A 22,905-nucleotide genomic window follows, 5' to 3' on the forward strand; every position below is an offset into this window, starting at 1 on the left:
TCTGTTTCATTATACGTTTATAATATATTTTTAATGAAGAAATTATTACTGGCAGTGTCCCTTTCTGTCATGACAGGATTCTTACACCATGTAGGAGCGCAACGTTTAGAAAAAATGAATTGGTTCAATGAACCTGAAAAATGGGAAATAAAGGATAATACATTATCCATGTTCGTTACTCCTCAAAGTGACTATTGGCGAATTTCACATTATGGATTTACGGTAGATGATGCTCCGTTTTATTATTCAACCTATGGCGGTGAGTTTGAGGTTAAAGTAAAAATCACCGGTGATTATAAAGTAAGATTTGATCAGATGGGTCTGATGCTGCGCACAGACCCTCAGAATTATATAAAATTCGGAATCGAATACGTAGACGGAAAATATAATCTAAGTACCGTTGTTACCCACAACACAAGTGACTGGAGTGTGATTGAACTGAAAGACAAGCCGCAATCTGTCTGGGTTAAAGCAATCCGACGCTTAGATGCCGTTGAGATCTTTTATTCCTTCGATGACAAAAATTATATTATGATGAGAAATGCTCATCTGCAGGATAATACGCCTGTGATGGTTGGCTTAATGGCCGCCTGCCCCGATGGAAATGGTTTCAATGCCAAATTTGAACATTTTCAGGTAAAGCACCTTCCTGATCAACGAAGATTGGAATGGTTAAATAAGAACAAATAACACCATAGAAAACTCGATATATAATTTTTTCAAATTAGCTTAATTCAACCGGTGGTTTATCACTTAAAATTCTCGTGGTTGTGGAAAAAAAGATAAACAAGCACCGGTTGATTAATGGTTTTTTGGATTGATGATTAAATTATTTCGTTTATAGGTACGCTTTTATGATAAAGTTGTACCTATTTTTCTTTTGAAGCCAAACGCTTTCTGATTGTACTCACAAACTCCTTAGAAACCCCAAGATAAGAAGCAATGTAATATTGAGCCACTCGCTGTGGAATGGAGGGATATACTTTGATGAATTCAAGATAGCGGTCTGAAGCGGTTTTTGAAATCGTATTCACCAAACGACTCTGAAGTGTTGCAAGATTTCTCTGTACAAGCATTCTGAAAACTCTCTCAAATTTCGGAACTTCATTAAGCAGTTTTTCCTTCGTGGTCGGATTCAGCATATAAATTTCTGAATCTTCAAGGGTTTCGATGTATACTTTAGAAGGCTTCTGTTCCTGAAAAGAAGAGATATCGCTGATCCACCAGTCTTCGATAGCGAACAATAAAGTAACTTCCGAACCGTCATCATCCAAACAGTACATCCTCAAGCATCCTTTCTGAATATATCCTTCAAACTGACAGACTTCTCCTTCTCTTAATAAAATGGTTTTCTTAGGAAATGACTGGCAAACCAGTAAGTCTGTAAATATTTTTTCCTCTTCCTGAGTAATGGTAATGAATCGTGTAATGTTTTTGATGATGTTTTCAAACATAAAATAAAGTTTACTCCCGCAAATTAGGAAAAAGACTGTAAACTTCGTTCTTCAAAAGGCCACTTCCTCCTCCATAATGGTCAATTACTTTTACGTTTTTATCTAAATTTTCACAAAATACTTTGATATTTTTTTCAAATTCATCTTCCAGACCCGAACTCAAAAGAACGATATCTACTTCATTTTCTTTCAGGTAGGTATAGCAAAAATTTTCGTCGCTTTGGATTTCAGCTGTCCAACCTTCGTTGTTTTCAATAATTCTTTTTAAAACTTCCAGAATCTCCTGATTCTTTCCGATGACTAAAAAATGGAGTGTTTTCATTATGATTGAGAGATTAAAAGTTCTATAAGTACTCTATGATTAGGTTCTACCTTTTCGTTTTTTTACTTTTCTAAAGATGTTTATTTCCTGTTATTTTCAGTTCGTTCAGATCCAGCTGCGACTCTGCTTTTCTGATCTCATCATCACTGAACTGCTTTTCGCGTTTCATTTTAAAAAGCTCTTTTCTTTGATGAGAAAAAATATCCAGCATGATCTTGTGATATTCTTTCATATCACTCTGTCTGTTGCTGCACATTTCAAGGGAACTTAAATGATTTTGGTGAAGGGTAATATCATTTTCCAGTGCTTTTTTAAGGTTTTCTACCAGACTGTTGGTTTCTATGGAAGTTTCATATTCTTTATGAAGCCTGTCAACAGCCAACTTATCCAACCTCATTTGAATCCCGGCCTGTTGCTCATGAGAAGGAAGAATAGAATCGATCTCTCCGATTTTGGTTAATTTAATAATCAGAGGAAGCGTAAGCCCCTGAAAAACCAATGTTACAAAAATAACAATGAAAGTAATAAAAATAATAAGATTTCTCATCGGAAACTGAGCCTGATCATTCATCATCACCGGAATAGATAATGCCGTTGCCAGAGAAACAACACCTCTCATTCCTGCCCAGCCTATAATTAAAGGATTCTTCCATCCCGGGCTTGGGTCTTTTCGGGCTTTTTCGCTCAGCCACCTTGGAATATGGGCAACCGGATAAATCCATAAAAGACGGACTACAATTACGATCAGACTTATAATTAATCCATATTTAATCCCATCCATTAAGGAGGTTTCTCCTAAACCATTGATAATATCCGGAAGCTCCAGACCTATTAAAACAAAGACCAGAGCATTCATCACAAAGATCAGGGTATTCCATACTCCCGTCATATTGATTCTTGTAGTTCCTGTTTTAAACATTTCATGAGCACGGAAAGACATGAACAATCCTCCACTTACGACAGCCATTACGCCCGAAAAGTGAAAATGTTCTGCAGAGAGAAACAAAATATAGGGAGTCATTACCGTAAGTGCTGCATCAATCGCCGGGGTTGTAGGTAAAAATCGGTGAATGGCATAAAAGATATGGGCACCCACAATTCCGACTACAATTCCCATTCCTGCCACCAGAAAAAACTGTCCGGTAGCCTCATGCATCGAGAATGCTCCTGTTACAACCGCAGCCAGAGCAAATCTGAAAACAATTAATGACGAAGCATCATTAATAAGGCTCTCTCCTTCCAGGATTGCAATGGTCCGTTTGGGAACTTTCAACCCTTTCAATACTGTTGTTGCAGCTACTGCATCGGGTGGTGAAACAATACCTCCCAGTAAAAAGCCTAATGCCAGGGTAAAACCGGGAATCAGCATCTGAGAGGTATAAGCGACCACCAAAGAAGTTAAAAATACAAGACCAAAAGCCAGCAGACTGATAGGTCGTTTCCATTTCCAGAAATCATTCCATGAGGTATACCAGGCTGCTTCGTATAAAAGCGGAGGCAAAAAGATCAGAAATATGATATCCGGGTCCAGTTTCAAAACGGGAACTCCGGGGATCATACTGATTCCTAATCCTGCAAGGACCAGAAAAATAGGGTAAGCAATTTTGATACGTTGTGCCAGCATGACCAAAAGCATAACGATCATTAGAAGTCCAAGAATTAGAAGTAGTTGTTCGTGCATTTCTTTTGAATTGAGAATGGAAGGTAAAGAATGAAAATGAATCTTTAAAACAAATTTTTACTCTTTTACTTTTTTAAATATTATTGAATTAACCAGCTCTATTTCTTCTTCATTGATAGCGTGTCCGAAATTGGCATATACTTTCTCGGTCACATCTGCATTCATTTCTCTTAAAATATTGGCTGTTGCATATACTCTTTCCACCGGAACATGAAAATCCGGATTACTGGTTCCTAAAAAAACAGGAGTTCCCGCAAAATCTCCGGTATAGTTATCCCGATTGATTTTATCACCGATTACTCCTCCAATAATTGCCACAGCTCCTCCAAACTTCTGTGCATGACGGGCCAAAAACTCCAGCGTAAGACACGCGCCCTGAGAGAAACCGAAAAAGTAAATATTTTCAGGTTGTATTCCTGATTCTACGATTATTTTTACCGTTTCTTCTATCATTTCCAGTGCTGATGACAACCATGGCTCATTCTGATCAACCGGTGCCATAAACGAATAAGGGTACCAGGTATGATTCAAAGCCTGCGGTGCAAGCAATGCATAGTCTTTTACCTCTAAATGTTGGGAAAGACTTAAAATATCCTGAGCGCTTCCTCCCCTTCCGTGTACCATAATCAGTGCTTTTTGGGCTTGTTTTAATAGTATTCCTGCTGTTTTTATATTTACTATATGACTCATTGTAGTTATCTGAATTTTTCTGTTGGATAATGTATTTTCGGAAGAACCTCAATCAAACGATCTCTCTGTTCTTCAAATTGTGAAGGCAACTGCAAATCTTCGCCTAAAAAGGCTGCTTCTTCGTCTACATCGAAACCTGGACCTGAAGTGGCAATTTCAAACAATACTCCGCCAGGTTCTTTAAAATATACTGAGGTAAAGTATTTTCGGTCTTTCACCTCAGTATGTTCCAATCCGTAAGCGTTTAATCGTTCTACCATTTCAAGCTGTGACTGGGCATCCGGTGTGGCAAAGGCAACATGATGAACGGTTCCTCTTCCTGCCAGTCCTTTCAACGCATTGGGCGTTGATAATAAATCTACATATTTTCCCGGAAGGTTTTCTGTACCTAATCTCAATCTGCCAGGGCTTTCAACAATCACTTTGTGATCCATTTGAGTAGTTAATAAAGCAGCTGTTCTTTCATAAGCATCCTGCCATATTTCAACATGGTGAATTCCTTTCAAAGCATATTCTCTCGGAATATATCCGTTGTAGTATCCTTTTCTTTCGTCTTTATCTGTAAAAACCAATTCCAGCCCCAATCCGTCAAAATCTTCCAGGTAAATGAATACCTCATCAGAAAATCTTTGCTGCGGATGTTTGTAGGGAATATTAAACTGATCGAGACGATTCAACCAATAATCCAATGCTTCTATAGAAACTGAAAAAGCAGTAGTATTCAACATTCCTTTTCCATGTCTTCCGTTGATCAGATCTTTACCATACGGGAAAGTGGTCATGATTGTTCCGGGTGTTCCATATTCATCTCCAAAATAAAAGTGGTAGACATCGGAATACTCAAAATTAACCGTTTTTTTAACCAGGCGAAGTCCTAAAACTCCGGTATAAAAGTCTATATTTTCCTGTGCATTGCCGGTAATAGCGGTAACGTGGTGTAGTCCTGTAATAAGATTCATAGTGTTGAAAATTGAATGTTAATAGTCGTTGATAAAGGCTCTTTGAATGATCAGTCTTCTATACTGATGTTAGTTTTCTTTCATCCATACATCGTTATACTCTTCCGGATGACGCTTGAACTGTGCATGAACATAAGGACATAACGGTACAATTTTGAGATCGTTTTCACTTGCATAAGATACAAGTCTTTCCAGTAAAATTTTAGCAAAACCTTTGCCTTCGTATTCAGGGTTAACTTCTGTATGATATACTGTCAGTTTTTGTCCGATCACTGAGATATCCATTTTCCCTGCTTTATGATTGTCTGAGAAAAGTTGAATTTCTCCTCTTCTTCCTTCTAAAACTATTTCTGTTCTTTCCATTTTTTTGTTTTTAATTATTAATTCAAAATTAGCGTCTTTATGCGATGCAGCCGATGATCTATGATAATTTCGGAAGTACTCCTTCTATTTTACCACGCATTCCTTCATATTGTGCAGGAAGCTTCAGATGTGTCCCCAACTCATTCAATGGTTCATCTACAGTGAAGCCAGGATTATCTGTAGCGATCTCAAACAAAACCCCTCCCGGCTCACGGAAATACAATGAGTAGAAATAGTCTCTGTTGATTTTCGGAGTGATGCTTAATCCGGCAGACAGTGCTTTTTCGCGGTATTCCATTAAAATATTATCATCCTTCACTCTGAATGCAATATGGTGATTGGTTCCTGCAGCATTTCTTCCGGATGGAATTTTATCATTTTCAATAATATCGATAAGGTTGGCGGCATCAATCGCATCTGTAGCCAGTCTATATCTTTCTCCTTCCTGTTTTTGTATCGTATATCCTAAAAGATCAGTCAGAACTTTGATCGTAGGATCCGCTTTTTTCAGAGTTAAAGTTACGTTGTGGAATCCTTTCAAAGCATTTTCATCTTTAATATCCTCCGTTGTCCAAATCTTTCTGTTGTCTTCTGTTGATGCTTCTATAAACTGTAGCTGCAGACCATCCGGATCTTTAAAAGAGATCATTTTTTCTCCGAAAATCTCGCCTTCTTCTACATTGACGTTGAAACTTTTCAAACGTTCTGCCCAGAATTCAAGGCTTCCTTTCGGAACAGAGTAGCCAATGTGTGTAGCCATACCGCTTCCATTGGTTCCTTTTCCAATTCCTTCCCATGGAAAGAAAGTCAAAATGGTTCCCGGAGTTCCATTTTCATTACCAAAATAAAAATGATAGGTTCCCGGATCGTCAAAATTTACGGTTTTCTTTACCAATCTTACACCCAAAACCTGCGTGTAAAAGTCTAAGTTTCTTTTGGCATTTTCTGCTATAGCTGTAATATGATGCAGACCTAATATTCTATTGTCCATGTCTTTTAATTTTGATGCTAAATTACAGCTCATGGAAATCCTGCACATTTAACTAGTTTAATAAATGCTTTTCCGATTAAAAAAACACTTCACAATTTTATACTATTCTTAAAAAAACAGATTTATTTTACTTTTTCTATAACCTCATTTTACTCTTTGTTTCAATGAAAAGAGAGTTAAATGAAGTTTTAAATGATCTCAAAGCATTTTAAAACACAAAACAAATAACAAACAAACGATTAAAAATCAATTAATTAAGAAATTAATAATAAATTAACATTCAAAAAGTCTACTTTTTTAGTGGACTAATAAAATTTATATTATATATTTGCAAACGTATTCAGGAAATAAAACAAAATGAAGGCAGAATTCAAAAATAATTCAATAAAGAAGCATACCATCAAAAATATGATGATGGCTATCTGTATGCCTACGCATTTAGAATACTGTGGTTGACCTTACTTTTATGTGACATATTTTGCTGAGGCCCTACCACGTTGTAGGGCCTTTTTTAATTAAAAAAAACAAACAACATTAAAAAAATAAAAAATGAGCAATTCTAAAAACAGATGGTTGATTCCATTAGCGTTTACAAATATCTATGTGATATGGGGAATTACGTTTTTAGCTATTTCATTTGGCTTAAAAGGTTTTCCACCATTCATTCTTTCCGGGTTAAGATTTCTGGTAGCAGGGGTTCTGATGATCAGTTATCTTCTGTCCAAAGGAGAAAAGGCCAATTCTCTGATCAACTGGAAGAAAAATGCCATTACAGGAATTCTTATCCTTGCCGGAGGAACAGGACTTGTTGCCTGGGGAGAGCAATATGTCACGGCTTCGGAAGCTGCCATCTCCATTGCTACCGGCCCGTTCTGGTTTATTGCCATTGATAAGAAAAACTGGAAATATTATTTTTCTGATAAATTTATCCCAATCGGTTTGGTGATTGGTTTTGTAGGATTGATATTGTTTTTAAAAGGAAGCGTTACTTCAAATGCAGCCCACGCGGCAGCGAATGGAAACTTACGTATCACTGCTTTTATTGTATTAGGTCTAAGTTCAATAGCATGGGTATTGGGTTCTTTATATTCCAAGAAAAATCCGGCGTCCCAATCTACTTTCATGAATATTGCTCAACAGCTTATTGTGGCAGGATTGGCATCGTTTGCTATTGCTTTATTAAGGGGAGAATGGGTTAATTTTTCGTTTTCTGCAGTTCCATTATCGGCATGGTTTGGTGTTCTGTTTTTGATTTTCTTTGGATCAATAGTCGCTTATTTGTCGTACATTTGGCTCTTGTCTGTGAAACCCGCCGCTTTAGTAAGCACCCATACCTACATTAATCCTATTGTAACAGTTATTGCAGGCTGGATTGTTGCTCATCAAAGCATCAACGGAGGTCAGCTGTATGGTCTGTCGATCATATTACTGGGAGTACTACTTACCAATGTGACCAAGTACTTCAGACTTTCGAAACGGTCAAAGGTCAAAATCAGACGATTAAGAAGATTTTTTAACAGAGCAGGCAGACGATATCAGCCTATTTAAACAGTATATTATATCATAATGATAGAAATAAGAAATATATCAAAAACATTTCACCAGAAAAAACAGTCTTTTAAGGCACTGGATAAGGTGAGCCTTACTATAGAGAAAGGAGATATCGTAGGAATTATCGGTTTTTCCGGAGCGGGGAAAAGTACATTGATCCGCACCGTAAATCTACTGGAAAGACCGGATGAAGGAGAGGTGATCATCAATGGAAAAGATTTTACAAAACTAAGTACTCAGCAACTGGCTGAGGAACGCAAAAAAATAGGAATGATTTTCCAGCATTTCAATCTTCTTTCTTCAAGAACTGTTTTTGATAATATAGCACTTCCTCTGGAACTGGATCAAAAAAGCAAAGAACAAATCCACGCAAAAGTGAATGAGCTTCTGAAAATTGTAGGCCTTGAAGATAAAGCCAACGATTATCCTAAAAGCCTTTCAGGAGGACAAAAACAAAGAGTTGCCATTGCCAGAGCATTAGCCAACGACCCTCACCTTCTTCTTTCCGATGAAGCGACGAGCGCTCTAGACCCGGCTACCACACAGTCTATCTTACAGCTTTTAAGAGATATCAATAAGAGACTGGGAATTACGATTCTTCTCATTACCCACGAAATGGACGTGATAAAAGCGGTTTGTAACCATGTTGCGGTAATAGACAAAGGAAAATTATTAACAAAAGGTACTTTAAGCGAAATCATTTCGGACAAAGAAAATCCGGTGATCCGACAATTTATAAATTCAGACATCATGACCCTGCCACAGGAACTCAATAACAGACTGCAGAAAGAACCGAAAGAAGGTTTATTCCCGCTGGTCGAAATAGAACTTAATGAAAGCATCAGTGTGGAGCAGATTCTTTCTACATTATACAATCAGTATAAAATTCCTTACAGACTTTTAAAGGCCGATGTAGAATATCTGGGAGATTCCAATTTTGGCAAACTTCTGCTGCAGCTACAGGGTGAGGAAGAAGAAAACCAGCAGGCGATCTATTATTTTAATCAAAATAAAATTCAAAATACAGTAAAAGGATATGCTTAGTGATACGGTAATTGCCCTTTTGGCAAAAGGAACCTGGGAAACAGTTTATATGACATTTTTATCCGGATTTTTCGGATTTGTCCTTGGGCTTCCTGTAGGAATCATGCTGTTTTTAACCAGAAAAGGACAGCTTATGGAAAATGCTTTTTACCACAGAATTTTATCTATTTTGGTTAATATTTTCCGTGCTATTCCTTTCATCATTCTTATTGTATGGATGATTCCTTTTACAAGAATTTTAGCGGGTACTTCTATTGGAGTAAATGCGGCATTGGTTCCATTGAGTGTGGGTGCAGCTCCGTTTATTGCGAGACTTGTAGAAAACAGCCTTATTGAGGTTCCTCACGGTCTGATAGAAACGGCCAGAGCATTGGGTGCTTCTCCATTACAGATTATTAAAAAGGTATTGTTACCGGAAGCACTTCCATCATTAATCAACAATGCAACCATCACTTTGATTACTTTAGTAGGATATTCTGCGATGGGAGGTGCTGTAGGTGCTGGTGGATTAGGCCAGGTTGGTTATCAGTACGGATACATTGGCTATGATATCGTCATTATGAATACTGTATTAATATTACTGGTTCTTTTGGTATTTATCATCCAGTTTGCCGGAGACAGGTTATCAAAAAGTTTCGATCATAGATAAAACAGGTTGAAGAATCGGAAGGTTGAAGAAAGTTGAAATTGAAAAATAATCAACTTTATGGCTCACTCCTACTTGGCATTCTTCACCCCTACTCATTCTCAACAGAAAATAAAATGAAAAAAATAAAGATCTTAAGTATTTTAACTGCCGGATTACTTCTATTCACAGCCTGTTCAGGAAGAAAAGACGATCCGAACTTTATCCGTGTAGGAATCACCTACGGTCCGGAACAGGAAATTGCGGAAGTGGCTAAAAAAGTAGCTAAAGAAAAATACAACCTGGAAGTGGAGCTTATCCCTTTCAATGATTATGTGGTTCCCAATGAAGCACTTACCAATGGGGATATTGATGCCAATGCATTTCAGCATATCCCTTATTTAACAGAACAGTCCAAACAAAGAGGATACCATCTGGTTCCCGTAGGAAATACTTTTGTATATCCTATCGTTGCTTATTCAAAAAAGATTAAAAATATCAGTCAGCTGCAGGAAGGAAATACAATTGTAATTCCCAATGACCCAACCAATGGCGGACGCTCCCTGCTTCTGCTACAGAAAAGCGGGCTGTTAAAACTGAAGGACGGAGTCGGACTTCTTCCAAAAGTTACAGACATTACAGAAAATCCAAAGCAGCTGAAGATCATGGAAATTGAAGGCGCACAAATCCCAAGAGTTCTGGACGACAGAGATGTGGTGGTAGGAATCATCAACAATAACTTTGCAGCTCAGGCAGGTCTGGATCAGGAAAAACAAGGGATTCTTGTAGAAGATAAAGATTCTCCTTACGTGAATGTGATCGTTGCCAGACAAGACAACAAAAACAGCCAGAAAGTGAAAAACTTTGTAAAAGCCTATGAATCCCCAGAAGTCGAAAAGAAGGCCAAAGAAATTTTCAAAGGAGGTGCTGTGAAAGGTTGGGATTAATACATCGCAGGGTTTAAAGGTTTCATAATAAGCAGATACACAAAATCATCCATCTTATTTTTTTATTTTTTTAGATAATACACCTGAAAAACCTTTTTTCTCCCTGTCCTTTTACCTTACAAATACAATCAATAGTAAATAATCAACTGTCTACTTATAAAGTGGCAGTTTTTTTATCCGTAAAAATTTATTTTCTCAATTTGAGATAATAAAAAATTTTCTTTACTTTTGTTTTCAATCAAATAGAAAGGAATTATGATAAAGAAAACCGTCATTATAAGTTTATTCACCTTTATTTCTGCTTCTTATATGGCTCAGACAAATACTACTCTACCCGTTTATTTAGATGAATCAAAACCCGTAGAACAGCGTATTCAGGATGCACTTTCCAGAATGACCCTGGAAGAAAAAGTGGCTATGCTTCATGCACAGTCGAAATTCAGTTCACCTGGAGTTCCAAGACTGGGAATTCCTGAATTCTGGACAACAGATGGTCCTCACGGAGTACGCCCGGAAGTAATGTGGGATGAATGGGACCAGGCCGGCTGGACCAATGACTCTATCATCGCCTACCCTGCTTTGACCGCCTTATCTGCAACCTGGAACAAAAAAATGTCCTGGAACTATGGTAAAGCTTTGGGTGAAGAAGCCCGCTACAGAAAAAAAGATATCCTTCTTGGGCCTGGAGTTAATATTTACAGAACACCTCTCAACGGAAGAAACTTTGAATATATGGGGGAAGATCCTTATCTGACCTCAAAAATGGTAGTTCCTTACATTAAAGGAGTACAATCTAACGGAGTGGCAACCTCGGTAAAACATTTTGCACTCAACAATCAGGAAATGTTCCGCCATACCAGCAATGTAAAAGTAGATGACAGAACCCTGTATGAAATTTATCTACCGGCTTTCAAAGCGGCAGTTACAGAAGGAGATTCATGGACGATCATGGGTGCTTACGACATGTATAAAGGCCAGTATGCCAGCCAAAACCAATATCTTTTAAATGATATTCTGAAAAAAGAATGGAATTATAAAGGAGTAGTTGTTTCAGACTGGGGTGCTGTAAACAATACAGAACAGGCCATCCACAATGGTTTGGATCTTGAATTCGGTTCATGGACCAACGGACTTTCTGCCGGAACTAAAAATGCTTATGACAATTATTACCTGGCAAAACCTTATCTCGATTTGATTAAATCCGGGAAAGTGGGTACAAAAGAGCTTGATGACAAAGTAACCCGATTACTTCGTCTTGCTTATAAAACGACGATGAACCGCAATAAACCTTTCGGAAACATCGCTTCAGAGGAACATAAGGCCATTGCCAAAGAAATTGGAGAAGAAGGAATTGTTCTTCTGAAAAATCAGGGAAATGTTCTTCCTATCGATATTAATAAGGCTAAAAAAATCGCTGTTATTGGTGAAAATGCTATTAAGATCATGACCGTGGGTGGAGGTTCTTCATCTTTGAAAGTAAAATACGAAGCTCTTCCTTTGGACGGTATCAAATCCAGATTCGGGAAACAGTCTGACGTACAATATGCAAGAGGATATGTGGGTGATATTGGCGGAGAATACAACGGTGTAAAATCTGGACAGGATCTAAAAGACACTCGTTCAGAAGCTGAATTGATCAATGAAGCAGTAGAACTGGCAAAAAAATCAGATTATGTGATCTTTGTCGGAGGATTAAACAAAGCTGACTTCCAGGATAGCGAAGGGAACGACAGAAAAAGCTACGGATTGCCTTACAACCAGGATCATTTGATCTCTGCTCTTGCAAAAGCCAATAAAAACCTGGCTGTTGTTCTGGTAACCGGAAATGCAGTAGCCATGCCTTGGATCAAAGATGTACCCACTGTTGTACAGGCATGGTATCTGGGATCTGAAGCGGGAAATTCTATTGCCGCTGTTTTAGCTGGTGATGCTAACCCTTCCGGAAAACTTCCGTTTACTTTCCCTGTGAAGCTTGAAGACAATTCGGCGCATCAGCTTGGAGAATATCCTGGTCAGAAAGATGAATTGGCTGCTGGAAAAGGAAAAGATCAGAAAAACCCGATCAACATCACTTATAATGAAGGCGTTTTTGTAGGATACCGTTGGCACGACACTAAGAATATTAAACCATTATTCAGCTTTGGACATGGATTAAGCTATACCACTTTTGAAATTGGAAAGGCAACCGCTGATAAAACCGTTATCAATCAAAATGATAAGATCACCTTTACGGTAAGCGTTAAAAATACAGGAAAAAAAGCAGGAGCAGAAGTTGCTCAGCTTTATATCAGCGATTTGAAATCGTCTGTTCCACGTCCTGCAAAAGAGTTGAAAGGTTTTGAAAAAGTATACCTGAATCCGGGTGAACAAAAGGAAGTTACTTTCACCATTGATAAAACGGCATTAAGTTTCTTTGATGCCCAAAAACACGACTGGGTAGCTGAACCGGGAGATTTTGAAGCTCAGATCGGTAACTCTTCAGATGCCATCAAAACGAAAGTGAAATTTACTTTGAAATAAGCAAAAAATTGAAAGGTAAGAGTATAAGCTCTGCTATTTAATTATTATTTGATAGAATGCAAACAGATCCCGATTTGGGATCTGTTTTTTTATTCTTCTAAAAACTCTTTATCCCTCACCTTTATGACCACAAAAAGATTCAAGAAAAAAGCAGATTCCAATGGAACCTGCTTTTGTTTTATCTCACCCATCTTGAATTATTTTCCGCCTCCGGAATTCTTTTCAACTGTTACGGAATACATAATTACTCCCGCTAATAAAATTAGCACTCCCACTACTGCGACAGTGTGGAATTTCAATTGTTTAATTAATTTTCTCATATTTCTATTTTTTATCTTTTTAATAAATACTTGGTTTCTTCCAAAAGTACTATCGACTTTTCCCAAAATCGGGTTTGTTTATTATTACTCTCCTCGGGCACTCTAACCAAAGTTGTGATAGAAAACCTTTACAGCAACTGGAGTGGAGAACTCAGATAATAGAAATATCTATGATATAAAAGGAAGGATTTAGGAAAATGACCAGGTGGGAATCATGAAGTATGAAAATGCTGCTAAGCTTTATCAGCTTACCGGAATGACATTAAATGCGGAGGGAACACAGAATTATAATGGGGATCTAATCCAAAATATCACCTATAATGAGAATAACGACCCGGTGCAGATTGACGGAGAAAAAAGCCGTGTAAATTTCGAATATGGACTGGGGAGCATGAGACAGCAGGTTAATATTGCTAAACGGAAAAAAACTGGAGCAGGCGCAGACCCCAATACAACAGATGGCCCCGTGGGTCCTAGTGTTCCTAAATGGGTAAATACTTTAACAAAACTATACAGTGAAGACGGAAGCTTTGAAGTGACGATGGATCTTTTTTCAGGGCAGGAAAAGCATATTTTATACATTGGAGGCAGTCCTTATGAATCGGATATCGTATATTTGAAAGTAAGTGATCAGAGCAGCGGTTCTTATCAATTCCTTCATAAAGATTACATAGGAAGTATCCTGGCCATTAGCGATGAAGCTGGGAATAAACTGGAGCAAAGACATTATGATGCTTGGGGCAGCTTAGCAGCTTTGTCATTTGGGAATAACGGGGTCGTAATAACAGATAAAAATCTTATTGCAGAAACTTCACTTCTTATAGACCGTGGGTATACCAGTCATGAGCACTTTATGAACGTGGGAATCATCCACATGAATGGCAGACTGTATGATCCAATGCTGAGAAGGTTCTTAAATGCGGATGAGAATATTCAGGATCCTATGAATACCCAGAACTATAATAAGTACGGGTATGTGATGAATAATCCCCTGATGTATAATGATCCGGATGGTGAATTTTGGTTAGAGCTTGGAGGGGCTTTATTAGGGGGATACCTAAATGGAGTGGCTGCCAATGGTGGAAAATGGAATCCCGGAAAATGGGACTGGGAGAAGTCATGGAGTGCCGTATTAGGAGGGGCTATTGGCGGAGCAGCGATCTCAGGAACACTGGGAAATATTGCCAGCAACCCAGGCGCATTTAAGTTTGTGCTGCCAAGTATTGTATCAGGAGGATTAAACTCTGCCTTTACAGGAGGTAATTTCTTAGGAGGTGCTGTTAGTGGGTTATCTTATACAGCTAATTTATTTGAGAATAAAATGACTTCTACAGATGGAATTAATTTGGGATATAAATATCTTGTTTCTCCAGATTATAATAACGAAGAAAGTTCAGATAATTGGATTGCTCCGTTTGGGAAAAAATTCAAAACGATTGAAAACGTTCTGAAAGGTAATAAATTTGAATCTTATGAAGAAAATGGTAATGTTTGTTTTAGAGCTGCGAAAGCTCAAACAATTAATGGTGGAGGAAATCCTTCTGGGCCATTAGAAGCTTTGCAAACATTTATTGATAATCCTTATCAAGCAAAGCATGGTGGAGATCAATTAAAACTTTCTTATGTATCAGCTATTCAAACCCTCATGAATGAATTAAATAGTAACAAACCAATAACAATTGGGGTTACTTATGCTCGGAATGAAGTTGGAAATCATAACAGAATTACAGATCATTTTATTACAGTAGTAGGTATGGGGTATGATTATCATACAAATAGAAATTTTTTCTCTTTTTATGATAACGTTGGAAATACAACTAATCTTCAAATTAATAGGTTGTATATTTACTCCAATAGAACAATAACAGGCCAGGGTTATGGTAATAATATATATTACATGACTGAAGTCAGGCCAAATATACCTTTGCGAAAATACTATAATCCTAATAACATTTATTATTACAAACAATACCCTTAATTATTATGAAAATGTTTATTCTTATTTTACTCATTGCAATATCCTGTTCTAATAACGAGCCAAGGAACGTCTTAAATAAAACATATAGTAAAGAAATGGAAACGCATGAATCAAAAAATTTTGACTTTAATAACATTGAAAATAACTTCATAGATAAAACAGATAATTTAAATGGTGATCTTACTAAGATTAATAAGTCTGTAATAATTCCTTATGAGGTTATCTCTAATACTTTCTTTTACCCAGTGAATGAAACAATGTATGAGAAATCTTATTTAAAAAGTAAGTATTATGCAGGTTATAAGATTAAAATTTCTAATAATGTCTGGATATTGTGTTATTTACATCATTTCGATTTACATAGTGAAGAGTTGATTTGGACAATTTATGATTCCAAAAATAAACAAGTCAAATCAAATTTAATAATAGCCAGTTGGAATGAAAATACTGAAAAGAGGATTAATAATTTTGATGGAAAAAACATTTCAATATCTGTTACTTACAAAAGAAATTTCAAAAATGGAATGGAAGGAGATAATAGAAAACCTGTTGAAGTAGTGGATAATTTTGAAATTGATAAAGAGTATAGATTTATATACAAGAAAGAATAAAAAATTGACTTCAAATAGGACTAATACTTAAAACCAAAAGTAGGAAGTTTCCTACTTTTGGTTTATAGATACTTGGTTGTAGTATTACTATAATAAGTACAGGTATGTGATGAATAATCCCCTGATGTATAATGATCCGGATGGTGAATTTTGGTTAGCGCTTGGAGGTGCTTTATTAGGGGGATACCTAAATGGAGTGGCTGCCAATGGTGGGAAATGGAATCCCGGAAAATGGGACTGGGAGAAGACATGGAGTGCCGTATTAGGAGGGGCTATTGGCGGAGCAGCCATCTCAGGAACATTGAGAAATATAGCTAGCAATCCCGGAGCATTTAAGTTTGTATTACCAAGTATTGTCTCAGGAGGCTTAAATTCTGCCTTTACAGGAGGTAATTTCTTAGGCGGTGCTGTTGGTGGGTTATCTTATACAGCTAATGTATTTGAGAATAAAATGACTTCTACGGATCTTACGGATAGTCCATATGGAGGGTATAAAATGAATGTTGGTAATTTCTATTTTGCAAGTAGTGATATGAATGATGAAGAACCTGTGAATTTTTTTGGGAAAACAGATGAAAAAGTTTTTCATGATAAATTTAAGGAAATGCAGAAGACTTTTGGAATGACAAAAGGAGATGGAATTTTTAGAGTTTTTGCACATGGCTATGAAGGAGGAATATGGGATGGAGATAATTTAATTAAAGATGCAGATACATTTGATAAGGTTATGGGTAGTAAAAACCCTCGTTGGAAAAATGTAGATAAAATGGAAAAATCAATGCTTCTTCTGTATTCATGCCTATCAGGATATGATAATAAGCAAATTCAATCAATAGGGCAAAAAATATCAATTCAGCACCCCAAAACAGTAGTAGTAGGTTTTGAAAAATGGATACCTTACACCACTAATGTTCCAGGATTTCCAATGGTTAACAGATTTAAAGACTCAACGGATAATTGGGGATGGGCTAAAGTGTATCTCAATGGAATAATCATAAAACATCAACTATATAGAGATTTTATTAAATAATTAAAAATGAAAATTAAATATATGATAGTTTTTTGCATTACAGCTAGCATCGTAAGCTGTAATCAAAAAGAAAGAAAAGTCATTGACAAAGGAACAGAGTCCGAAAAAACTTTCAAAATAAATGATACTAAAAGCGATAGTCTCAAAATATTATTGAATAATATTATTAAGAAAGGGGATACCTTATCTTATAATAAAGCTTATAAAACTTTTACAGTATATGGTGATAAAAGAGAATTTTTGTATTACAGCATGATGATGGCAGATAAATATAATTATAAGAGAGCATTTTACAATACATATATGCTAATCCAAAGTATAGGTATAGAATATGAGTATGACACTAAAAGTAAAATAGGAGAATACTATTTGCTAAAAGCCTATGAAATGGAAGATAAATTTGCAATACAAGATGTAGAATATATATATAAAGGGAAACTAATTCCCACATCTTCCTCCGTATTGGAAAAATAAATAAACCCTCACGTTTTGTTTAGAAATTTTAACTATTTAACGTTTTTTTTACTCTGTTTTTCATTATTTTCTTGTCAAAATAGTGAAAAGACCGATGAAATAGGTAAAGAATTAATTTTGGAAAACTTACCCGTCTTATTAGATAATTTAGATTATTTTAATACAAATGATACTCCTTTATCTGTTGGGATTTATCAATATGTTGGTGAGATTAAATCGGATCAGAAGATTGTTCTTAAAAATTTTCAAAATAGATTTAATTTAAATAATGAAAAAATATTCAACGGTCAAATAAAAATTAGAAAAATTCCAGTAAAAATAGGCAACTATTCACTTTTTTTAGATAAAGACAATGCTTTTCAAAAACGAACTGATGTAATAAATATTTCTTTTGTTAATCCTATTATCAGTAAAAACAATCAATATGCATGTATTGAGGTTGTTAAATCTTTAGGTAGTGGAGCGAAATTTGAGATTTATTATTTTAAGCAGAAAAATGGGAAATGGATTTTTGTTGAAAAAGAGGTAATAGCATTAGGTTAATGGAATATTTCCAAAAGATAAATATTGGAATTCAAATATTTTGAATAAAAAATCAGAAATCAATTTTATGACAAAAGCAGGAACTCCTGCTTTTGTTTTTCTAAAATCTTTTCATTACGCACTTTCATCATTAGTAAGATTCAAAAAAAAAGCAGATTCCCATGGAACCTGCTTTTGTTTTATCTCAACCATCTTGACTTATTTTCCGCCTCCGGAATTCTTTTCAACATCTGTTTTGGTATTTTCTTTTACTTTCTGGTTTCCGAAACGTTTCACAAAAGTAAGCGAAACTCCGTACCAGTCCCATTTTGAATATTCTCTAAAAGTTCCATCCTGGCTGTATGTGGTATTATCAGCATACGGCCTTTTAAAGATGTTCATCAGCTGCATACTCAATTCCATTTGTGTTTTAGGGAATATTTTGGTCACCGAGATATTATGGAAAACATTGGTATTATTCGCATATGAATTTCCGTTATTCTGATTCGCAATTTCCATCCATGCACTCAGGTTAATATTTTTATTGAAAAGGTTGGTATACGATATATTTGCAGAACCTCCCCAATAACTGATATAGTCTTTAGCTCCTAATTGATTTTTTTCATTAAAATCTTTATTATTAATGTAATACCATCCAAATCCAACATTCACATTCAGCTTATTTTTCAGAAAGTTCTGGTTCGTATTGGCAAAAAGGTAATACTTCTCAACTTTTCCATCAAAATTACCCGGTAATGAAACCGTTCTTCCATTTTCCGTTACATAAGTTGTCCAATAATCCTGATTGGTATGCATATATCTTGCAGAAATAAAGTACTTCTTCAAAATTCCGAACTTCAGGTAAAGACGGTCATTAGGATTGGGATTCAGGGACAGGTTTCCTCGCGAGTACGTTCCGTTGATATCAGGAACAAGAAAAGGATTAAACTCCGAATACCAAGGTCTCCAGATACTTCGGTTGTAGGTAAGACTTACATCATATTTGTCTGAAAAGCTATACTTTAGCAATAAATTCGGTAAAAAGGTGCCATATGAATCTTTTCTTTCCGTTCCTGCTACATCCTGTCTTACTTTAAAATCCATGTATTCGTATCGAATCCCGATTCTGGTTTCCAGTTTTTTGAAGAATGTTTTGCTGTAGTTAGCATATAAAGAGCTCAGATTATCTTCATAGTGGAATCTGTCATTTCTTGCAAGGTTAAAATACTCTGATAGAGGATCATTAATACTTGTCCCATACAGACCATTGGAAATCACATGGTTGTTAAACTCTGTCTTACCACCGACCTCGATTGTTCCTCCCGATTTCCCTAAGGGTTGCGTATAATCCACTTTCAGATAATAATTACGCATCTGGTTATTGCTGAGCACTCCCAGCTGTCCCATTTTATCTGCGATGGATGTTCCTCTCTTATCGATCAGGTTATCATTATCATTTCCCGTATAATTGGTTCCGATATTAACGTCCAGGATTCTGTTTTTCTCTTTATCGTAATACTTATAAAAAGCATTCGTTCCTAAAGTACGGCTGAATCCCCATGTATTCTGGGTCTGATTATAAATATCATCAGGTTTACCATCTTCTGTAAGCTTTCCGCCAGATTCACCGAATGACAAGTTCCTGTTTTGGTAATATTCCAGCACAAGACCTATATTGTTTTTATCATTGATCTCAAATTCGGAAGTGGAAGAAAGAGAAGGACTTTCGTTTCTCATCTCTGTTTCTACGCTGGTGGTATTGATCCTGTTATTTTTGTATCGGGTATCCAACGTCTCGTTTTTCTGTACGTAGGTTCCGTTACTGTAACTTCCAATTAAAGTTTGAGTAAATTTCTTTTTATGATAATTCAGGTTAAAATTGGTGTATTGTGAGTTTTTGGTACTCTGTCGGTTGTTTAGAGAGATACTTCCCTTCATCCCTTCATCGTCTCTTTTTTTCAAAACAATATTGATCACAGATCCGGAAGTTTCGTATCGTGAAGACGGGCTGGTAATGACTTCGATCTTCAGGAGATTGTCTGCAGGAATGGTTTTAAGATATTCTTTCAGTTCTTTTCCTGTAAAAACTGATTTTCTGTCGTTGATATATACAGTCACCATCTGTCCTTCAGCCTTTACATCATCATTATTATCAACACTCACCAAAGGAGTCATTCTAAGGACATCCCAGGTTGTATTTCCTGCCACAATAGCACTGTTGGCTACATTGAAAACAGTTCTGTCTACTTTGGATTCTACTGTAGGCTTTCTGGCTACTATGGTAACTCCTTCTATTTCTTTGGCATTCGTCTTTACAGTATCCTTTGCAGCCTGGGTCTGAGCTAAAGCCAGAGAACCCGTTAATAATGCAATTGGAAATAATAATACTTTCATTTGAGATTATAGTTTTACCTATAAGACCATCATAAACATAAAAATGTTACATCAAAAAGTAAAAAAAAATAAAATAAATATCTAACTTTCAATAATATACCAGCATATATATTAACCATAAATACAATAACAATGAAAATTCAATAATAAAAAATGTTAATAATAAATATTTTGATAAAGAAAACAACTATAAAACCAGTTTTACTGTAATTTAATTTTTATTGAAAAAAGAATTCAAATTCAATGGCAGCCTTATCCAGAAAAGGATTTCTGCAATACTATTTCAACAATTTTACAGAGAATTTTCTGGAAATATACTCCACAAAAAAGCCCGGATCTCACCCGGGCCGCTAGCAATAGCAAATTTACAAGGATATTAAAATAAGTGCTAGTTTAAGCTTTCAAAATAATGGATAACGCCTACCTCCGGTAAGTGAATATTATCCTTATTAAAATCAGTTTCCTGACGTTGAGTATTTTCCAGGAAAGAATTACTGTAAAGGGCATATGAGGGCTGTTCTGCCACCCCGTTTTTCAAAAGCTGATGCGCTTCCACAATGGTTTTTCCGTAGAGTTTTCTGAAATTCCCAATATTATACTGAGAAAATGATCCATAATGAACAATAAATTTGAGAGACAGATCTATTGTTGTACTCAGGCTTTTGCTGAGTTCTTCTATTTTTCTGTTGAAGGCGCTCCTCATTTTCCAAAGCATCCCGGAGATACTTTTATAAGAAGGGTTCTGATCGTAACGGTAAAATAAAATAGCATCCCCTTCAATTTCTGAAATTTCAAAATACTGGTCATTCACGTCAATCAGCGTAGACAATAGCTGTCTTACGATATATTCTCCCGTATACAGTTTTGTATTGAATACAAACTCTGTAAATCCGCTGAAATCCGGAATAAGAATGATGCCCTCTTGTATAGTTGTTTTCATAATGATAATGGATTAAAAACCTGCTTCATGAATAAAGACGAAGCAGGTTCAATTTTACTTTATTGTGATCCCCCTCCTACAGAGCGATAGAGTGCTGTAATGGCATTCAGTCGCTGCGTTTTCAGGGAAGCCAGCTCCAGCTCAGCCTGAAGCTTATTGGTCTGTGCAATAATTACTTCTACATAAGTGGCTGAATTGTATTTAAATAGCATATCCGCTTTTTTAACAGCCTCGTTGGTTTTCAGTACCAGTCCTTCGGCAATTTTCTGCTGTTCTTCCAGTTTTTGAATCTGGACCAAAGCATCAGAAACCTCTCCAACTGCTTTCAAAACCGATTGCTTGAAACTTATTTCCGCCTGGTCAGCCAATACTTTAGACTGCTCATATTGCGTTTTCAGCTGTTTGCCATTAAGGATAGGCTGGGCAATCGCTCCGGCAGCCATCCCAAAAAGAGATCCCGGAACACTGAACCATTTGCTGATCTGAAAAGCATTCACACCACCCTGCGCTGTAATATTCAGTGAAGGATACATGCTCATTTTGGCCACATGAATGGCAGCTGCACTTTTCCTTACTTCAAGTTCTGCCGCTTTGATATCGGGTCTGTAGCTCAATAATTCAGAAGGGATTCCTACAGAAATCTGATCTGGAGACTGAACATTATTCAGGCTTACCTTTCTTTCAATTTTCCCCGGCATGGATCCTGTAAGAAGACTCAAAGCATTTTCTTGTGTAGTGACAGAGCTTTCAATAGCCGGAATAGTTTTCAAGATCTGATCTTTCACAATTTCCTGCTGCTGAACGGCTAACGCTGTTGTTAATCCCAACTCCTGCTGCTTGGTAAGAAATTGTAAGGTATTGTCCGCATAAGTAAGGTTAGACTTTGTAATTTCCAGTTGGGTATCCAGCATCAAAAGGTTATAATACCCCTGCACTACCGAAGCTACCAATTGTGTTTTCACCGCTTTTGCAGCTTCCTGAGTTTTAAGATATCCCGCTAAAGCCTGTTCCTTTCTTCCTCTGATCTTGCCCCAGATATCTGCTTCCCAGGAAAGATTGATGGAGGTTGTATAATCTTCCATATATCTTTTTCCCATGAACTGCCCCGCCATCATTCCGTTCATACTGTTGTCTGAAGGACGGTTGATATTGGCATTGGCTCCGGCGCTTACAGTGGGTATATTGGCCCATTTGCTTTGGTTATAGGCCAATGAAGCAAACTCTATCTGCTTTAAAGCAACCAAAAGATCATTATTCTGTGCCATCGCTTTATCGATCAGTCCTACTAAAACCGGATCTTTAAAAAAATCTTTATAGCTGATCTTAGCGATATTTTCATTGTGTTCTTCAACGATAGTGTCATTCCTGAAAGCTTCAGGCATTTTAACTTCCGGCTGTTCATACTTCTGAACTTTACAGGAAACCGCTGTTCCTGAAATGAGTGCGATATAGGCTATATTTTTAATTTTCATTTTTAAAATCATTTGAA

The 22,905-nt window shown here is 36.5% G+C and carries 22 protein-coding genes; 11 read left to right on the plus strand and 11 right to left on the minus strand.

Going from position 1 to position 22,905, the window contains the following annotated elements; all coding sequences use genetic code 11:
* Nucleotides 1–33: 33 nt before the first annotated feature.
* Nucleotides 34–690 carry a DUF1349 domain-containing protein gene (locus ACL9RH_RS10350; RefSeq protein ID WP_422693286.1) on the plus strand — a complete coding sequence of 219 codons (657 nt, stop codon included), beginning with the start codon at nt 34–36 and terminating at the stop codon, nt 688–690.
* Between the two features lie 179 nt (nt 691–869).
* On the opposite strand, the gene ACL9RH_RS10355 is transcribed toward ACL9RH_RS10350, so the two are convergent.
* From ACL9RH_RS10355 to ACL9RH_RS10385, 7 genes are all read right to left on the minus strand, one after another.
* A complete protein-coding gene (locus ACL9RH_RS10355) occupies nt 870–1,454 on the minus strand; it encodes a Crp/Fnr family transcriptional regulator (protein WP_422693287.1) in 585 nt (194 codons plus the stop codon).
* Between the two features lie 10 nt (nt 1,455–1,464).
* The gene (locus tag ACL9RH_RS10360) at nt 1,465–1,776 is read right to left on the minus strand and encodes a hypothetical protein (protein ID WP_422693288.1); all 312 of its coding nucleotides are present in this window, start codon (nt 1,774–1,776) and stop codon (nt 1,465–1,467) included.
* Nucleotides 1,777–1,846: 70 nt separating this feature from the next.
* Complete coding sequence (locus ACL9RH_RS10365; RefSeq protein ID WP_422693289.1) at nt 1,847–3,457, minus strand: Na+/H+ antiporter; 1,611 nt, start codon at nt 3,455–3,457, stop codon at nt 1,847–1,849.
* 57 nt (nt 3,458–3,514) lie between these two features.
* The gene (locus ACL9RH_RS10370) at nt 3,515–4,147 is read right to left on the minus strand and encodes an alpha/beta hydrolase (RefSeq protein ID WP_422693290.1); all 633 of its coding nucleotides are present in this window, start codon (nt 4,145–4,147) and stop codon (nt 3,515–3,517) included.
* 5 nt (nt 4,148–4,152) lie between these two features.
* Nucleotides 4,153–5,106, minus strand: coding sequence for a VOC family protein (locus ACL9RH_RS10375; RefSeq protein ID WP_422693291.1), 954 nt, complete (start codon nt 5,104–5,106; stop codon nt 4,153–4,155).
* 69 nt (nt 5,107–5,175) lie between these two features.
* Nucleotides 5,176–5,469 carry a GNAT family N-acetyltransferase gene (locus ACL9RH_RS10380; protein WP_422693292.1) on the minus strand — a complete coding sequence of 98 codons (294 nt, stop codon included), beginning with the start codon at nt 5,467–5,469 and terminating at the stop codon, nt 5,176–5,178.
* Between the two features lie 58 nt (nt 5,470–5,527).
* On the minus strand, nt 5,528–6,460 hold the full coding sequence (locus ACL9RH_RS10385) for a ring-cleaving dioxygenase (protein WP_422693293.1): 933 nt from the start codon (nt 6,458–6,460) through the stop codon (nt 5,528–5,530).
* Between the two features lie 549 nt (nt 6,461–7,009).
* Between ACL9RH_RS10385 and ACL9RH_RS10390 the strand changes: the two genes are divergently transcribed.
* The 5 genes from ACL9RH_RS10390 (at nt 7,010) to ACL9RH_RS10410 (ending at nt 13,147) form a co-directional block, all read left to right on the plus strand.
* Nucleotides 7,010–8,008 (plus strand): EamA family transporter, encoded by a 999-nt coding sequence (locus ACL9RH_RS10390; protein WP_422693294.1) that lies wholly within the window; start codon nt 7,010–7,012, stop codon nt 8,006–8,008.
* Between the two features lie 18 nt (nt 8,009–8,026).
* The gene (locus ACL9RH_RS10395; protein ID WP_422693295.1) at nt 8,027–9,055 is read left to right on the plus strand and encodes a methionine ABC transporter ATP-binding protein; all 1,029 of its coding nucleotides are present in this window, start codon (nt 8,027–8,029) and stop codon (nt 9,053–9,055) included.
* Nucleotides 9,048–9,704 (plus strand): methionine ABC transporter permease MetI, encoded by a 657-nt coding sequence (gene metI, locus ACL9RH_RS10400; RefSeq protein WP_422693296.1) that lies wholly within the window; start codon nt 9,048–9,050, stop codon nt 9,702–9,704. Before ACL9RH_RS10395 ends, metI begins: the two co-directional genes overlap by 8 nt.
* A gap of 113 nt (nt 9,705–9,817) precedes the next feature.
* The gene (gene metQ, locus ACL9RH_RS10405) at nt 9,818–10,627 is read left to right on the plus strand and encodes a methionine ABC transporter substrate-binding lipoprotein MetQ (RefSeq protein WP_422693297.1); all 810 of its coding nucleotides are present in this window, start codon (nt 9,818–9,820) and stop codon (nt 10,625–10,627) included.
* A gap of 309 nt (nt 10,628–10,936) precedes the next feature.
* Entirely contained in the window at nt 10,937–13,147 is a 2,211-nt protein-coding gene (locus ACL9RH_RS10410; RefSeq protein ID WP_422693697.1) for a glycoside hydrolase family 3 C-terminal domain-containing protein, read from the plus strand.
* 197 nt (nt 13,148–13,344) lie between these two features.
* Here the strand turns inward: ACL9RH_RS10410 and ACL9RH_RS10415 are convergent, their stop codons facing one another.
* Complete coding sequence (locus tag ACL9RH_RS10415; RefSeq protein WP_422693298.1) at nt 13,345–13,467, minus strand: hypothetical protein; 123 nt, start codon at nt 13,465–13,467, stop codon at nt 13,345–13,347.
* Between the two features lie 214 nt (nt 13,468–13,681).
* On the opposite strand from ACL9RH_RS10415, the gene ACL9RH_RS10420 reads away from it, so the two are divergent.
* From ACL9RH_RS10420 to ACL9RH_RS10440, 5 genes are all read left to right on the plus strand, one after another.
* Nucleotides 13,682–15,445, plus strand: a complete 1,764-nt coding sequence (locus ACL9RH_RS10420; RefSeq protein ID WP_422693299.1) for an RHS repeat domain-containing protein — start codon at nt 13,682–13,684, stop codon at nt 15,443–15,445.
* Between the two features lie 95 nt (nt 15,446–15,540).
* Entirely contained in the window at nt 15,541–16,056 is a 516-nt protein-coding gene (locus tag ACL9RH_RS10425; protein WP_422693300.1) for a hypothetical protein, read from the plus strand.
* A 109-nt stretch (nt 16,057–16,165) separates the two neighbouring features.
* Nucleotides 16,166–17,086 (plus strand): hypothetical protein, encoded by a 921-nt coding sequence (locus ACL9RH_RS10430; RefSeq protein ID WP_422693698.1) that lies wholly within the window; start codon nt 16,166–16,168, stop codon nt 17,084–17,086.
* 6 nt (nt 17,087–17,092) lie between these two features.
* Complete coding sequence (locus ACL9RH_RS10435) at nt 17,093–17,560, plus strand: hypothetical protein (protein ID WP_422693301.1); 468 nt, start codon at nt 17,093–17,095, stop codon at nt 17,558–17,560.
* A 15-nt stretch (nt 17,561–17,575) separates the two neighbouring features.
* Entirely contained in the window at nt 17,576–18,103 is a 528-nt protein-coding gene (locus tag ACL9RH_RS10440) for a hypothetical protein (RefSeq protein ID WP_422693302.1), read from the plus strand.
* A 198-nt stretch (nt 18,104–18,301) separates the two neighbouring features.
* Here the strand turns inward: ACL9RH_RS10440 and ACL9RH_RS10445 are convergent, their stop codons facing one another.
* From ACL9RH_RS10445 to ACL9RH_RS10455, 3 genes are all read right to left on the minus strand, one after another.
* Entirely contained in the window at nt 18,302–20,476 is a 2,175-nt protein-coding gene (locus ACL9RH_RS10445; protein ID WP_422693303.1) for an outer membrane beta-barrel family protein, read from the minus strand.
* A 388-nt stretch (nt 20,477–20,864) separates the two neighbouring features.
* Entirely contained in the window at nt 20,865–21,416 is a 552-nt protein-coding gene (locus ACL9RH_RS10450; RefSeq protein ID WP_422693304.1) for a DUF2652 domain-containing protein, read from the minus strand.
* Between the two features lie 59 nt (nt 21,417–21,475).
* Entirely contained in the window at nt 21,476–22,888 is a 1,413-nt protein-coding gene (locus tag ACL9RH_RS10455) for an efflux transporter outer membrane subunit (protein ID WP_422693305.1), read from the minus strand.
* Nucleotides 22,889–22,905: the final 17 nt, after the last annotated feature.

The sequence above is a fragment of the Chryseobacterium sp. Mn2064 genome (genome assembly GCF_049319685.1).
Taxonomy (GTDB): Bacteria; Bacteroidota; Bacteroidia; order Flavobacteriales; family Weeksellaceae; genus Chryseobacterium.